General features: G+C 43.0%; 15 protein-coding genes and 1 riboswitch. Of the genes, 2 read left to right on the top strand and 13 right to left on the bottom strand.

Annotated elements, in window-relative coordinates; translation table 11 throughout:
• Positions 1-1,388: 1,388 nt before the first annotated feature.
• From AC4E8A_RS21570 to AC4E8A_RS21550, 5 genes are all read right to left on the bottom strand, one after another.
• Positions 1,389-2,432 carry a hypothetical protein gene (locus AC4E8A_RS21570; protein WP_490195839.1) on the bottom strand — a complete coding sequence of 348 codons (1,044 nt, stop codon included), beginning with the start codon at positions 2,430-2,432 and terminating at the stop codon, positions 1,389-1,391.
• Positions 2,433-2,442: 10 nt separating this feature from the next.
• Complete coding sequence (locus tag AC4E8A_RS21565; protein ID WP_490195838.1) at positions 2,443-3,270, bottom strand: PIN domain-containing protein; 828 nt, start codon at positions 3,268-3,270, stop codon at positions 2,443-2,445.
• A 78-nt stretch (positions 3,271-3,348) separates the two neighbouring features.
• Entirely contained in the window at positions 3,349-3,567 is a 219-nt protein-coding gene (locus AC4E8A_RS21560; RefSeq protein WP_490195837.1) for a hypothetical protein, read from the bottom strand.
• A gap of 101 nt (positions 3,568-3,668) precedes the next feature.
• Positions 3,669-3,754: riboswitch (cyclic di-GMP riboswitch) on the bottom strand.
• 117 nt (positions 3,755-3,871) lie between these two features.
• Positions 3,872-4,405: a helix-turn-helix domain-containing protein gene (locus AC4E8A_RS21555; protein ID WP_490195836.1), complete on the bottom strand. Its 534-nt coding sequence runs from the start codon at positions 4,403-4,405 to the stop codon at positions 3,872-3,874.
• Positions 4,406-4,434: 29 nt separating this feature from the next.
• Entirely contained in the window at positions 4,435-5,148 is a 714-nt protein-coding gene (locus AC4E8A_RS21550) for a hypothetical protein (protein WP_490195835.1), read from the bottom strand.
• A gap of 157 nt (positions 5,149-5,305) precedes the next feature.
• Between AC4E8A_RS21550 and AC4E8A_RS21545 the strand changes: the two genes are divergently transcribed.
• Together AC4E8A_RS21545 and AC4E8A_RS21540 are read left to right on the top strand one after the other, a co-directional pair.
• Positions 5,306-5,782, top strand: coding sequence for a CoA transferase (locus AC4E8A_RS21545; RefSeq protein ID WP_490195834.1), 477 nt, complete (start codon positions 5,306-5,308; stop codon positions 5,780-5,782).
• 336 nt (positions 5,783-6,118) lie between these two features.
• Positions 6,119-6,436, top strand: coding sequence for an FGGY-family carbohydrate kinase (locus AC4E8A_RS21540; RefSeq protein ID WP_490195833.1), 318 nt, complete (start codon positions 6,119-6,121; stop codon positions 6,434-6,436).
• 684 nt (positions 6,437-7,120) lie between these two features.
• On the opposite strand, the gene AC4E8A_RS21535 is transcribed toward AC4E8A_RS21540, so the two are convergent.
• The 8 genes from AC4E8A_RS21535 to AC4E8A_RS21500 all read right to left on the bottom strand — a co-directional run bounded on the left by AC4E8A_RS21535 (position 7,121) and on the right by AC4E8A_RS21500 (position 14,228).
• Positions 7,121-7,957 (bottom strand): hypothetical protein, encoded by an 837-nt coding sequence (locus AC4E8A_RS21535; RefSeq protein WP_490195832.1) that lies wholly within the window; start codon positions 7,955-7,957, stop codon positions 7,121-7,123.
• 152 nt (positions 7,958-8,109) lie between these two features.
• On the bottom strand, positions 8,110-8,409 hold the full coding sequence (locus tag AC4E8A_RS21530; protein ID WP_490195831.1) for a hypothetical protein: 300 nt from the start codon (positions 8,407-8,409) through the stop codon (positions 8,110-8,112).
• Positions 8,406-8,549, bottom strand: a complete 144-nt coding sequence (locus AC4E8A_RS21525) for a sigma factor-like helix-turn-helix DNA-binding protein (protein ID WP_490195830.1) — start codon at positions 8,547-8,549, stop codon at positions 8,406-8,408. The genes AC4E8A_RS21530 and AC4E8A_RS21525 overlap by 4 nt, the downstream gene beginning before the upstream one ends.
• On the bottom strand, positions 8,543-8,962 hold the full coding sequence (locus AC4E8A_RS21520; protein WP_490195829.1) for an RNA polymerase sigma factor: 420 nt from the start codon (positions 8,960-8,962) through the stop codon (positions 8,543-8,545). Before AC4E8A_RS21520 ends, AC4E8A_RS21525 begins: the two co-directional genes overlap by 7 nt.
• A gap of 240 nt (positions 8,963-9,202) precedes the next feature.
• The gene (locus AC4E8A_RS21515) at positions 9,203-9,523 is read right to left on the bottom strand and encodes a hypothetical protein (protein WP_490195828.1); all 321 of its coding nucleotides are present in this window, start codon (positions 9,521-9,523) and stop codon (positions 9,203-9,205) included.
• Between the two features lie 300 nt (positions 9,524-9,823).
• On the bottom strand, positions 9,824-11,170 hold the full coding sequence (locus AC4E8A_RS21510) for a (Fe-S)-binding protein (RefSeq protein WP_490195827.1): 1,347 nt from the start codon (positions 11,168-11,170) through the stop codon (positions 9,824-9,826).
• Positions 11,167-12,582: a glycolate oxidase subunit GlcD gene (gene glcD, locus AC4E8A_RS21505; RefSeq protein ID WP_490195826.1), complete on the bottom strand. Its 1,416-nt coding sequence runs from the start codon at positions 12,580-12,582 to the stop codon at positions 11,167-11,169. The genes AC4E8A_RS21510 and glcD overlap by 4 nt, the downstream gene beginning before the upstream one ends.
• Positions 12,583-12,665: 83 nt before the next feature.
• Positions 12,666-14,228, bottom strand: a complete 1,563-nt coding sequence (locus AC4E8A_RS21500; protein ID WP_490195825.1) for a SpoIID/LytB domain-containing protein — start codon at positions 14,226-14,228, stop codon at positions 12,666-12,668.
• Positions 14,229-14,339: the final 111 nt, after the last annotated feature.

Here is a 14,339-nt window from a genome sequence, read left to right as displayed (position 1 = left end):
ACAGAGAGGGACAGGTTCCGTGTCCCGCCCGCCAGCTTACAGCATCCTGAACCGGATCAACGATATTATGCCTATGTTTTTAGCGTCAGCATTAGCAGGGGTTGATTTTTATGGTTGCCTGGATAGAAGTGCGCTGGCTGCAGTCTTGACAGCACCGGCTTCTTGTCAAGATCCTCATTTCACCCTGTAAGCTGCAGACATACCAAGAACATCAAGCGGATGGTGTCGGGGATTTGAGACTTTGCACTGCAGGGAAAAGGACCTTTCTTTTAGCGTCTTCCCCGTGTTTGGTCTCGTGTGCTTTACCGCCGGTTCATATCTTAGTAAACAGAAAAACTACCTGACACCATTTAGTGGCAGGTAGTTTTTTTGTTTTTTACAAGCCGGTGTTTTGAATTAGGATACTTGTCTCCGTGCCTGGATATTAGAGGTTGGGGCGGGTACAACGCACCCAAAAATGATTAGCTGTCTGTCATTGCTAATCTGGTATTTGGGCAGTGGCAGATTAATCAAGTACCGGTTGTTTTAATGCAGATTATGCTGGCTGGATCAGGATCTTCAGCCGCCATGGGTGAGCGTGTAAATGGATAAGCAGAAGGGGAAATATTCAGACGTTTATGGGACTTAGGGTGATATAAAGAGGCAGTCGGAATTCCATTGGCGAGTAGAAACCGTGGAGGGGCGAACGTAATTAGACTCCTTATTCAGGAATGAAAGCACAGTTTTTGCTTCCGTATAGGACTCTCTTATTGCAATCATTTATGACTATTTGCTGGTAAGTCCTGAAGTTCTTGAAGCTGAGCAAAGAGTGAAGATCTGGGTGACTTTTTCTCGTTCCAGTTTTTTTCGTGGGGTTTTATTTTTAATAATGCAAGAAAGGCTATACCGCAGAATAACTAGTGGCACTGGAGTTACAGGGGAAGTGGAGGCGCGATGTTTCTTTTCCCGAGATCTCTAATCAGGCAGGTTATGACTTGATTGTGGATGGATAGCATTTTCAGGGTACTGGATTCTCCTTAGGGTGGTCTATTGCGAAATTATCCGGATACTCCTGTCCTTGTTAATAAGGAGGGAGGTAATAAGGGCTTTCGAAAATAATCCTCTGGTTAATGGGACGGAAATATTAAATTCAATGATAGAGGACATTACTTACTCTTCTTAAAGCATGCCGGGGAGATCAGTCAACTTGATATTCCTTTTTAGAGGATGGCAGGATGATACGGAAAAATAGCCTGACTGCCGGAATAGGCTGTGCCAGAGAATACGGATTAAAAACCATGATTATACAAGTGGAAATTGAGCATTAGCAGGAACTATAAAGAGGATAGCAGCAACGCTATCCTCTAAAAAGTCGGCTCAATCTATCTTGTGATTTACGCCATTGATTGTTAGGGAATGTTGTAGCTCCATTCCCTTACTTCCCCAGTTGTCTCGTTCTGAATATAAGTATCATACCCAAGGAAATTTTCCAGCGGCCCTTCAATGGTGAGGCGGACCTTGGTGATTTGATTCGGTTCAAGCGTTTTTTGACCATATTCGTAGTCGACTATATTATCCTTAAAGCGAATTTTATAAGAGGGACCTCCTGCTTTAATAAGTGACTTCTTTTCTTTTTTTCCATCGATGGGATTTTCCTCGTTATAGTAGCCAAACACAATGGGGTCTTTATTACGGTTGATCATTTCATATGTTATGAATGTGATTTCCCCACGTTCAGATACTTCTTTTAACGAAACTTCGATATTATCAAATGCAAGTTGATTAATTTCATAGGATGCTTTAGGAGTTGCGGATGCTTCTTGTTCTGATGGGGACGTCAAGCCAAAGAACAGGAGTAGGCCAGTTAAAGCAGCCACACTGATGAATACGCGCTTGATTGTGTCTTTTATGTTAACCCTCGAGAATGGTTTTTCTTTTTGGGAAGCAAGTCTCTGTTTTACTTCTTCCGTTTTGGCAAGATCCGTACTCCCGCTTGATATAGCTCTTTTCTTTCTTAATCTATTCGATTGATACTTCTTCCTGGCATTTTCAAGATTGGAGAAATCACCATTTTGAAATCTCTTAAACTCTTCCTCTGAGTGCCTGGCTTTAACTGCGATTCTTTCATTTGACACGTATAGACGGATATTTCCGTTTTCTTCTATCCATGTTTCAAAATATGCACCGACAAGCAAATCATCTTCATGATGATTATCCAAGCCTAACATAATTAGGGTTTCCTCTGCAGGGTCAGGAATGATCGTCAGCTTTGCGGAATGTATATATTCTATTGCCTGCTGTGCCTGTTTCCTTACAGATAGATTGCTGGAAGAGGTTTCGGTATGCAGCCGGTCAAGGACAACTTTGCAGATATATACATTCTGCGGGTTTTTGAGCTTAATCTCTTCCAATTGATTCTTCATGATTCCGGCATCAGGCATTGTTTTGTTCATTGGACACCTCCTAGATTGTGACAGTATTAAACTGGGCGTTGACTGCCAATATTCTTGCTCCTTTATCGTTTGATAAAAAGACAAGGGGATTACTTACGCGATTTTGTTCAAAGAGATAGGTACCAATAATCATCTCGTCAGGAGAACTGGCTAAGTTCTTTTTGCGTAAATAGGTATGTGGAGGGACATCAAGCATTGTCAGCCGCTTATCCCCTTGGAACAATTCTATTAGGTCAAAAGCCAATTGGGCTCGATTGCGTACATCAGGCTTCTTATTTTTTTTCAAGCCGTCCAATTCGCGGTATACCTGTTTGCTGACAAAAATGTGAGCATCACTATCCCTGTGCAGGGCAATGAGGAACATCTGCTCATGAAGTAATATGTTTGTATCCAAGCATAAAATGGTGCCACGCTCAATAACAGGTTTAAGTCTTGTGTATTTCATCATTCCCAGTTGATGATTCCTTTTGGCTGCTGCTTTTTCTTTAGCAGAAGGAAGCAATATATATTGGAGGGCAAGAGCCAGTCCCAATGTAAGGTAGAGATGGATGGGGTTCTCCGTTCCGAATATGTAAATGAATTTTTGATGAAATGCAAATCCAACCATAAATAGGACTGCCAAGAGGCTTCCAAGCTTCACCTGTTTCATATACACCTGGCCAAGTCCTGGCAAAATAAAATTAAGAAGCGTGGCTAATCTGCCGTTAATGACAACATGAGGGGATATTCTTACGGAATTGAACAATCCCAATGCTAATAGGCAGCTCAAGATTATAAGTGCAATCTCACTCGCATCGCCGCTTTTAGACAAATATAAATATAGAATGAATAATAGCAAACCCTTTCCTCCTTGCTCTCTGTTTTAGTGAGTGATAAAATGTTTTCTGTTTTTCTGCAATTATTTCAGAAATGATTCTTACTTATATTCATCTCTGTACGTTTTCTTGGACATTCTACTTAAATCCGAAAATTGACGGTGGTTATCTCGCAGCTTACCGATTCTGGCTGTCCAGCTATCGATATGCGGAAAAACATTATTGGTGGACGCCTTTGCCGAAGATAAGACCCTTTCAGCAATGAAAGAAAAGGCAATCAATCCGATACTAATAATGAATAATAGTGAGATCAAGCCCATATGTATCCTCCTCTCTTACATATTTTAATGTGCTTACCTTTTGTAATGAAAAAACTGCCCTCTTTTATGGAAGGGCAGCTTCAACTAACAATTCGTAAAATTGATGCAACCCGACTATCATAATCCTCATGATTTTAGACTCGTGGTTTTGCGTCCTTACCTTTCGATAAGTTTGCCTGTTTTTTTATGAATACTGGTTACTGGATGTAAATACCTATTAGTATCGTACTATAAAGTGGAAAATAAATCCTTTCATTTTAGATAATTTTTCACAAAAAAATTTTTGATTTGTATTTTCATTGTATTATATTGTCTTTTTTTGTAAGGTGCGTCTGGTCTGAAATATGCCTGTTTCTTTATCATAATAAATCTGATTGACAATAAGGCGAGGGAGAGATTCTTCGTCTTCTGGCCCATATACCCTTGTCATTGCGTCTGAAGTAATGAGCCAGGTCGATTCAGATTTTCTTACTTCATGAAGGAGGAATTTTTTCCTTTCAATGGCTTTGCGAATGGTACTGCCGTCACTTAATCCCCAACGTGCTGCCGCTTCTTTTAAAGTATAGACGTCGTGAATGGGAAGGGACTGTCGATCCTCTATACCAACAGGCCCAATAATGGTAAGGATCTGGGATGCAAGGATTGTTTGGAAGGAGGTCTCTTGTAAAGCAGAAAGATAGTAGACTTTATTATTCTCCTTTAACCAATCCTTCACTTCGGCAAGGGAAGTAAGTTGATTAAAGTTGTTTGCCTGAAGGTTAAAAAGCATTACCGGCCATTTTTTATAGCCCTCCATTTTTTCCTGCAACTTCATGTAAATAACAAAGGATGCTGACATTCTAAATTCCTCCTCATATCGATTCTGGGTTATAGCACTTCCTCGAATGTTCCTATTTCCCTTCCCCTTTTATAAACACTGCAACTTTTTAACTCCTCATAGGTAATCGGATTACCTCCAAACTGTACTCCCCAGGTATCACAGAGGTCTTCAATTCCATCATCGTGCAGTCTTTTTTCAAGATTGAAGATTAAACTGTGCCCGAGCTCATGTCCCAAAGTATGGAGCAACTCTTGTCTTGCTTGTTCCTTCGTAAAAAGAATATAAGGCCTGTCATGCATATCATTTTCAATGGGCATCCCTTCATCGATTTCGTCAGAATAAAGATATAGCCGGTAAGAATCTCCTTCTGTTTTCATAGGGTACAAATCAATAGTGGAACCTTCTGGTGAACGATGAGTTTCATATCGATGATAGGCACCAAAAATACTTAAACGAAGGGATTCCGGACGATTTTTCAATCCGATAGAGGCTATTCCTTGCACAGCAGTTGGACGATTTTTTTGAACTTTTTCTACAAATCCCTCAACTTCCTTAAGCGACAAAGGGAATTCAAATCCCGGTGCCGGTTCTTCTTCAAAGAAATGGATTTTATCAATTTTCTTGTACTTAATGAGTTGCTTTAATCGTCTTTTCTTCATCCATTTTGAAGAGAGCAGCTTTTCTCTAAACACGATAAACAAAAACAGCATTGAGAAAATCAGCCCAATCCCAATTAATCCTTTAAGAATGAATAAGTACATATACATCACCTCTTATTTTTATTATTACCATTATAATCCAACAAATAAAATATGTCACTAGTAAAGGAAATATTTTTATAAAATTGCACAGGAAGTACTAAGAAGTGGGTAAATAAGTTAAGGTTGTTGCATAAGTCAAACTTAAGTTTTGGGGGCCATGAAAGGAAGGGTTTTGTGTTGTAACAAAGAAGACTTCGCTATTGTTCTATCTCTTGGTTTATTAATCAAACGTTTGATTAGTGGCAGGTTTATAGCTATCGGCAGAGAAGAATTAATTCATGATGACCGATTTACGAATAATGAGAACCGACTGAAGCACTCCCAGGAGCTCGATGAAATAATTGGCGAATGGATTCGTGAAAGAGAGCTTAATGAAGTAGTAGAACCATTTAATAGCTGTGGTGCAGTTAAAGGCCCTATGTATAATATGCAACAAATATTTGAGGATCCGCATTTCAAATACCGGCAATCATTAGTTAATCTAGAAGACGAAGACCTAGGCGAAATACATGTGCCCAATGTATTTGCTAAGTTTTCAAAAACACCAGGAGAAGTTAAGTCATCTGGTCATAAAAAGGTCAGCATAATAATGAAATCTATAAAGGAATGCTTAATTTCACTGATACAGAATTAGAAGAATTAAGGAATGATAATATTATATAATTGGGGAAGGAGTGACAGTATTCTTGTCCCTGAGTAAGTATTAAAACATATCTTTTTTATAACGAACAATTATCCAGAGTATAAGTACAGGATTTTTCTGAAAGTAATAAAGTAAGGATTGTTTTTTCATTTAAAAGGAATTATGAGGATGAAAGTGGGTTTATATCCTCGCTAGCAGAGGTCCTGGAGATACTCTGGAGCATCGGAAATTGTTATAGTTAGTAGTGGTTTGGGGGAGCGGGACTTGGCTTTCCATCCCTGAGTTAAAGCATACGATCTTATATGAGAGATGTTGGGACCTGTCCCAATGAATTCCATTATTTCTATCGGCGGTGGGGCCAAGAACGCTGAATGGCTGCAAATCCAGGCAGACATATTCAATGCAGACGTCCATAAGCTTGCAAGTGAACAAGGTCCAGGACTTGGGGCGGCTATGCTTGCTGCTGTCGGAGCCGACTGGTATCCTACACTGAGAGAATGTTCACAAGCTTTTACAAAAATCGTAGAAACTTATACTCCTATCGAAGAAAACGTTAAGAAATATAAAGACTTGTACACTCTTTATAAACAAGTATACCAACATACCAAGTCCCTTAATGAAGGGCTTAAATCTTTCCGGGAATAGCATCTTGGGTGATTGGAAGACAGAGGGGCAGCTGCTCCTCTTTTTTGTCGGGTTTCAGAGTTGATTAGGAAAGGAAGTCTGCTGCAGGCATAGGTAAGCGCCACCTGACGATGTGAGATTTGGTGTACTCCCTAACAAGAAATAGACCAAAAAACCGGGCACTCTAATAAGATTTAGTGTAATCCATCGAGGAATAGACCAAATATCATGGCGCTCCCATACAAATTGGTGCGGTCCATCGAGGAATAGACCAAATATCCGGGCGCTCCCATAAAAAATGGTGCAATCTATCGAGGAATAGACCAAATATCCGGGCGCTCCCATAAAAAATGGTGCAATCCAACGAGGAATAGACCAAAAAACAGGCTGCTCTCAAAAAAATTGGTGCAATTTATCAAGTTCCAAACCACATATCTCCCCACTATTATAGATAGTTCGTTTATGGTACTGGATAGACTTTATCTCATCGACAACCATAAAGACAGCTCCAATATTGGGCAGGATCAGATTCATAAAAGGCAGGCTTAAACACAAAAAGGGCACCTATTAAGAATGCAATAGATGCCCTGGCAGCTAAAATTGAGAATCAGTGGATCACTAAGGGTTAAGATTGAGAGAGTGTCTATTCGCTGCTACCCGAGTGAAATCCCCGTTTGCAGATTCAAGAATACAAGATGCATACCATCAATATCCGCCATATGATTTCTGTTCCCAATGAATTTGGGGGTCTTTAAATTCTCCGAATAGAAAAGCGGTTTCGGGGATTTCAACTCTTATTGAAAATGTAAACTGTCCTTCAGCCCAGATGGTCGTATTTCTTTCTTGAAGCGGTTCGTATGACTTTGTGATTTCTGTGAATTGCTCGAAAAGTTCTTGACCTGCCTCCTTGCCTTCTGTGGGGGTCGTTCCCACCGTCATATAAAGGATAAAGTGCAGGCTGCCGTCTTCACCGGTGTAATTCACATCTTGAATTTTTTCATTATTTTTCATTACATTATCTTTCGCTTGAATGAATAGATCTTCGTGGAGCTGTGGTTGTTCCTGCTGAGACTTGACCACTTGCAAATCCGCATAGTCTTCAGGAATGGATTTTTCAATTAGTAAATCGGGTAGTTCATCATTCAATTTTAATTCTATAAGCTTAAAGTAGGAGACGAATTCTTCCCCATTGTATTCTTTTCTTTCGAGCACAACTCCGGAATCATATTCAATTTTAATGAGACTTCTTTCGAATAAGAAGACTTGTGGATTTGTTTTAACTAACTCAAATGTTACCCAATTTTCTTCAATGTTCTGTTCTACTTCAGTTTCTGGTATTGATTGTCGGTCATAAATTTTTCTTAGATGATCAAGGAAAATATACTCTTCATCAGTTGCGATATAGGAATGATCCATTGTCATTACTTCATTTTCAAAATCCTTTTGATTTTCTCTTTCTATGAAATGATTGCCCTCAAATTTAGAAGTAATTTCTAATATAGCTTTGCTGCCAGAATCAACGTATTCGTATATCAATTTCATTCTTTTAATGTCTGTCTGCTGCTCTTGGTATAAATTTTGGAAATATGCCTTCCACTCTTCTTCGGTTTTTTGTACTTGGGCGGGTTCCCCCTTTTCTTCATCTGGAATTGAATTAACCGGCTTGTGGGGAGACAATGGAAGGTCTGGTTCTGCTAAGTACTCATTATGATTGACAACAGGGTTTTCGGTTTCCGTTTGTTCATCGTGTTTGTCAGGAGAAGCGGGGTCATAGGATGTGTCGGTTGAAAAGAAATATGATAAGGCAACGATTGAAAACAGCAGGACTGTAACTCCAGATAAGCCATATAAGTAGTGATTTTTTCTTTTGGGGATGTCTGAAAATGCAGTGGCTTTTTAATTATTCTATCTTTTTGTGATTTAAAATGATATTGGGAAAAAACATCTTCATCTAACGATTGCTTAATTTCCTGTTGTTCTTCAATGTTCTTCATGACCACCGGCCTCCTTCTTTCAAATTTTTGAGATGCTTGCGTCCCCGGTCAAGTCTTGACCTGACTGTTGACGAATTTACGCCTAATAACTGACTTATTTCTTCTGAAGAAAGATCTTCATAGTAATACAGAATCAACACTTCCCGATACTTGACCGGAAGACCAAGCAAGGCTTACCGATGGAAACTTTCTCTTCATCTTGAAGAACGATGGTTTCAGGTGTATCGACATCTTGTTTTGTGTTGCTTTGAAGAATGTGATTCCACCATTTCATTCTTCTCTTTGTTTTCCGCAGGTAATCTTTACACTCATTGGCCGTGATGCTGAACAGCCAGGTTTTTAGCGTAGAGCGTTGGTTAAAGGATGAGATGTTTTTGTAAACTTTAATAAACACTTCTTGAGAAATATCCTCAGCAACTGACCAATCTTTAACGTAGGTGTATGCAAATTGAACAATTGCTTTCTCATTTGTGAGGATAAGTCCTTCAAAGTATTCCATCCCTATTTCTCCGTGTTCGCTATCGGCAAACTCTTTTTTTACGTTCCCCTCCATCACAAAACCCCTTATTTTCTTTTTTTTGAATCTTAGACGTTCAAAGTATGTCTTCTGTCTCAATGTTTTTTCGATTATGGAAACAATTCAGTTCAGTACGAAGGCGTTGGACTTGAGGACAGTTCGTATCCCGCGTGGAGAGGCTTAATACAAAGGGTTCTCCAAACAAAAAAGTATCAGCTATTTCGGGCTGATACTTTTTTGGAGAGAAAGGGAACGTCCCCTCTGCCCAGATTAAATTCACTTGACCACCTGTGGATTCGTTTTTGAAGCTGTATCTGTTTTCGACGCATCAATCATCAGGATAACAGCCGTGAGGATATGCATGATCATTCCCACGAAAGGGATCCAGCCAATGCAGGAGGTGACAATTCCCAAAATGCTGCCGGTCTTGGATCCTTCCTCTTTTGCCGTCAGAACTAACGTAACAATATGCAGGACCAGCATTAGGATCAAAGGCGTCCATAAGAAACTAATAATGATAGCTCCACCAAGGATAGGAATTCCTAAAACTGCTTCCAGTGCACCTGTAACCCACTTTAAAATTCTGGATGTGGACAAAGTAAACCCTCCTCTTATTTCTAGTATTTTCCTCCATTATAGCATAATGCGGATGTTGTCTTGTCTCTAAATATATGAATTTTGTGCTGGTGGGATGAGACTAAATAGTAGTGAAGGTGATTGAGAGGAAAGGGAAGGGAGGTGAAGCCCAATTGGTACAAGGAACGGGCACTCGTCTCGGATTTTTGATCAGACGAAGGAAGTATACTGGCTACTCCACCAGCTAGTAAAATTTTTTTCCGGGGACAGTCCCCTGTTACTTTAGCGTAACAGGGGACTGTCCCCGGATGCGTTAATGTACTAAAGCAGCTTCGAAACGGGGTTGTTCCCACCGTTCCAAGCCTCCACCAGCAAATCCGCAATATGAACGGCACGCACTTCCCCGGACAATCCTTCTTTCTCAATTCCCAGCTTCATCTGCAGCAGGCATCCGGGGTTCGCGGTCACAATCGTCTTGGCTTTCGTGACTTTCACTTGCCCCATCTTGTAATCAAGGATTTTCATCGACATCTCGGGTTCGACGATATTATAGATTCCGGCCGAGCCGCAGCAGCGCCCGGCATCTTTCATTTCCTTGTAGTCGGCGCCTTCTATGGATTCCAGCAGCATCCGCGGCTGTAAGAATGTCTTCTGGACATTTTTCAGGTGGCACGAGTCCTGGTAGGTGATGATTTGGTCATCGAGCTTCAAGTTCTGTTTATGAAACGCCAATTCTATGAGTATGCTGGAAAGGTCTTTTATTTTTGCTGAGAACTTGATGGCGCGGTCTTTCCAATGAGGTTCATCACCCAGAAGGTGGTTGTATTCTGTCAAAAGGGCTCCGCATCCGCCGGCATTGGTGATGATGTAATCGACCTCTTCTTCCTCGAAAGCCTCGATGTTTTTCTTGGCAAGTTCCTTGGCGTCCTTTTTTTCGCCGCTGTGGGCATGGAGAGCGCCGCAGCATGTCTGCTTTTTCGGGATGACGATTTCACACCCAGCCAATTGCAGGAGCTTGGTTGTGGCATCGTTGGTCGGCAGGAACATGGTATCCATCAGGCAGCCTGAGAAGAAGGCGACTTTCTTCTTCTTCAGTGCAGCGGGCTTCAGATATACCGGCCTGTTTTTCATGCTTTTCTTGGCAGGGACTTCCGGGAGGATCCGTTCCATCAGTTGCAGATGCTCCGGGAATAACTTCATCACTCTCATCTTTCTGGCCAGCGACTGTAGCCCGGAACGCTGATAGAAGCCCAGGAGCCCGGTGAGGCCGATCATCCGGTTTTGATAAGGAAAGACTTCCTTGAACATCAGGTTCCGGACAGCTTTGACATGCAGGGGCAGTTTTTTATTCTGATAGATGATATCCCGTGCCTGTTCGAGTAAGTGCCCATAATTGACCCCGGATGGACAGACCGGTTCGCAGGCTCTGCAGCCAAGACACATATCCAGTGAACGTTTGACCTCTTCGTCGGGTTCGATGTCTCCGTCGACGACCGCTTTCATCAGGGCAATCCTGCCGCGGGGGGAGTGGGTTTCATCGTATCCTGATTCAATATAGGTCGGGCAGCTTGGCAGACAGAAGCCGCAGCGCATGCAATTCAATAATTCATCGTAATCCATTTTGTCTTTGAACTCTTGCTGAATCCGGGTTTTCTCTGCTTGCTTCATCTTTGGCTCACCACGATTCTCTTGCGGTCGGATTTGGCGAAAATTTTACCAGGATTCATGATATTGTTAGGATCGAAGGCTTGTTTAATGCCGCGCATGGCTTCAATGCCCGCTTCCCCAAGCTTCAGGTGCAGGTAGGGAGCCTTCATGGCACCGACTCCGTGTTCTCCTGTGATCGTTCCTCCCATTGCGACCGCATGCTCGAATATTTCTTCCAGTGCATTCTCGACCCGTTTCATTTCTTCTTCATCTCTTGCATCCGTCATACAGGTCGGGTGCAGGTTTCCGTCCCCGGCATGGCCAAAGGTACAGATCGAGATGCCATATTTTTTGGCTATCCGGTTGATGGCTTTGACCATATTGGCAACTTCGGAACGGGGGACGGTCGCATCCTCCAGAATGGTTGTCGGCTTCAGTCTCGCAAGTGCCGAAAGAGCGGAGCGCCTTGCTGTCCGAAGTGCTTCGGCTTCTGCTTCGGACCCTGCAACCGATACCTCGACCGCATGATTTTCCCTGCAAATTTCCGCGATTTTCTCGATATCCCGCTCGACGGTCTGAGGATCGCCGTCCTGTTCAATCAAGAGGACAGCCTGTACATGGGTAGGGAGGCCGATATTTGAAAAATCCTCCACGACCTGCAGTGTCGGCTGATCCAGGAATTCCAGTGTGGCCGGGATGATCCGGTTGGCAATGATGGCCGAAACTGTTTCGGCAGCGGCATCCAAATCTTCATAAAGGGCAAGGATGGTTTTCTTGGTTTCCGGCATCGGCAGTAGTTTCAGTGTTGCTTCGGTGATGATCCCGAGGGTTCCTTCCGAACCGACAAACAGCCTTGTCAGGTCGTACCCGGCCACATCCTTGGCGAGCTTTCCGCCTGTCCGGATGATATCACCGTTGGGAAGGACGACTTCCAGTCCCAATACATAGTCCCGTGTCACGCCATACTTGAGTCCTCTTAAACCCCCGGAGTTTTCATTGATGTTGCCGCCGATCTGGGAAATCTTCATGGAGCTCGGGTCGGGCGGGTAAAATAACCCCTTTTCTTGAACGGTCTCTATCAGGTGCTGGGTATTGACGCCGGGCTGTGTCGTAATCGTGAGGTTCTCTTCATCGATTTCAAGGATGTTAATCAAACGTTTGAATAATAGGACAATCCCGCCTTCCAACGGAGTGGTGCCTGCACTTAAGTTCGTCCCGGAACCTCGCGGGACAATGGGAATTCCGTGATGGTTGCACAGTTTTGCTATTTGGGAAATTTCACTGGTATTGCCGGGGGAGACGATGGCATCTGGCATGGATTGGAACTGCGGGGTGGCATCGAAAGAATAGACCAGTTTGCTTGCGTTGGAATCCTGGTAATTCTCCTTTCCAACAATCTCGATCAGTTTGTCTTTTATTTCAATAGGCAGCATAGAGTGATGCCTCCTTCGTGTGATGTGTATATGTACCAGGTAAAAAGAGAGCCCGGAAGCCCCCTTATTCACCTGGGTGACTATTAATATCTTTTTTCTAAATCGATTCCCTGGTAGTAGTGCTTCAGGATTTCTTCTGCTGTGAAGCCCTTGACAGCCATACCCATTGCGCCTGTCTGGGAAAGTCCGACACCATGGCCCCAGCCGCCGCCATAGACCTTGAAGCCGCCGGTTTTCTTGATGGGTTCTATATGGAACAAGGTGCTCAGCAGTACGCTTTGTCCTCCGCTGGCATTGATATATTTAAGCGCCCAGCGGATGCGGTCTTTCTTTTCATAGAAGGTGCCATTTTCTGTTACAAATTCGATTTCCAGCACCCGTCCGGAATCGGAGCGGTCCAGGACATTGATTTCATGGACTTCTCCTACTTCAGTACTGTAGTAGCTGCTTAATACATCGCTGATTTCCTCTGGAGTCCATTCGAAGTTCCAGCGGTGGTATTTGGACCAATTGGATTCAAAGGCGCCGTTTTTTGCTCCGCGGAGTGATTTGGAGTTGCTGTTGTTTTTGAAAACAGAGATATCAGGCACCTTTTGCAGGGCTTTCCCGCGCTGTGCATCCGGGACTCCGCGGAGGTAAGGGACAGGCTCTGTATCCCAGACGTCTTCATTATTGGCTGTGAACCCGCCGGTTGTTGAGCTGTACACCGCAGTGATCAGTTTTCCTTCATATGTGGCAGCCAGACCTGTTGTTTCCTGGACTGCCTGAGTGGAGACAGGGTGTTCACTTTCATATCCGCCGTATACCTGATCGGAGGTAGTCGGCAGTAAATCGTATCCATCGCTGCTCCGCTTCCCAAGGTTCGAGAGGGCATATGTACGTGCAGCCACTGCTTGGGATTTCTGTGCCTCGATTTCTCCATACGGATTAGGCGGCAGTTCATGAGGAACGACGCCATACAAGTATTGTTCAAGAGGAAGATCATTGATGCCGGCCAATGTTCCTTTGCTGTTGAAGCCGACTTCCCCTAGTCCGCGGTAGTTCTTGCCGTTAAGGGTGACCAATTCAGTGGAAGATTCTACGATGACAGCATTCGTTAAGATGGTCTCCTGTCCCTGATAGGTGACAGCGATTTGCGATTCTCCATCCGTAAAGGTAACAACCTTCCAGAAGGAATCAGAACCTGCAAATCCTTCGCTGATCATTCTGTTCCTGAAATTATTGCGGTCGCCCCAGGAAGCATCTGAAGCGAATTCACCGATATAAAGGCGGTAGCCGCCATTATATGGCTCCACATATGTCGGATACCCTGCGAGCTCTGCTCTGTCCACCCAGTCATCGACGAAAAGTTCGCTCGTCGTCCAAGAAGTTTGGAGACGGTAATGAGTATTGACTTCAGAGCTCGAGTTCAACTCGACGAGGGCTTCACTATTTATGCCTTCAGCAATGACCTCACCGGAATGTTTATCCTTGATGGTGAAATCCCCTTCGCTTCCTACTGTGATCGATTCAGTTTCCGGAATGACGCCGACTCTTATGCCTGGATCATCTCCTGTTGTCTCCGCCAGGGCATTGGGCATCCCAGCTAAGAATAAAGCGCTTACAAACAAGACCGCCATCAGAACCTTTCCTGTTCTTCGTACCATCCTCTTCCTCCTTATTGTTTTTTTTATGGGTACATTTCAACCTATTCAACCTCATTTTAAAAATTCCTTTTATTTTTTGGTGAAAATATTGAAATTTTATTTCAGAAGGAG

Source organism: Bacillus sp. SRL337, from assembly GCF_984799155.1.
Note: the sequence above shows the minus strand (reverse complement) of the source record. Positions and strands in the feature narration are given on the sequence as shown.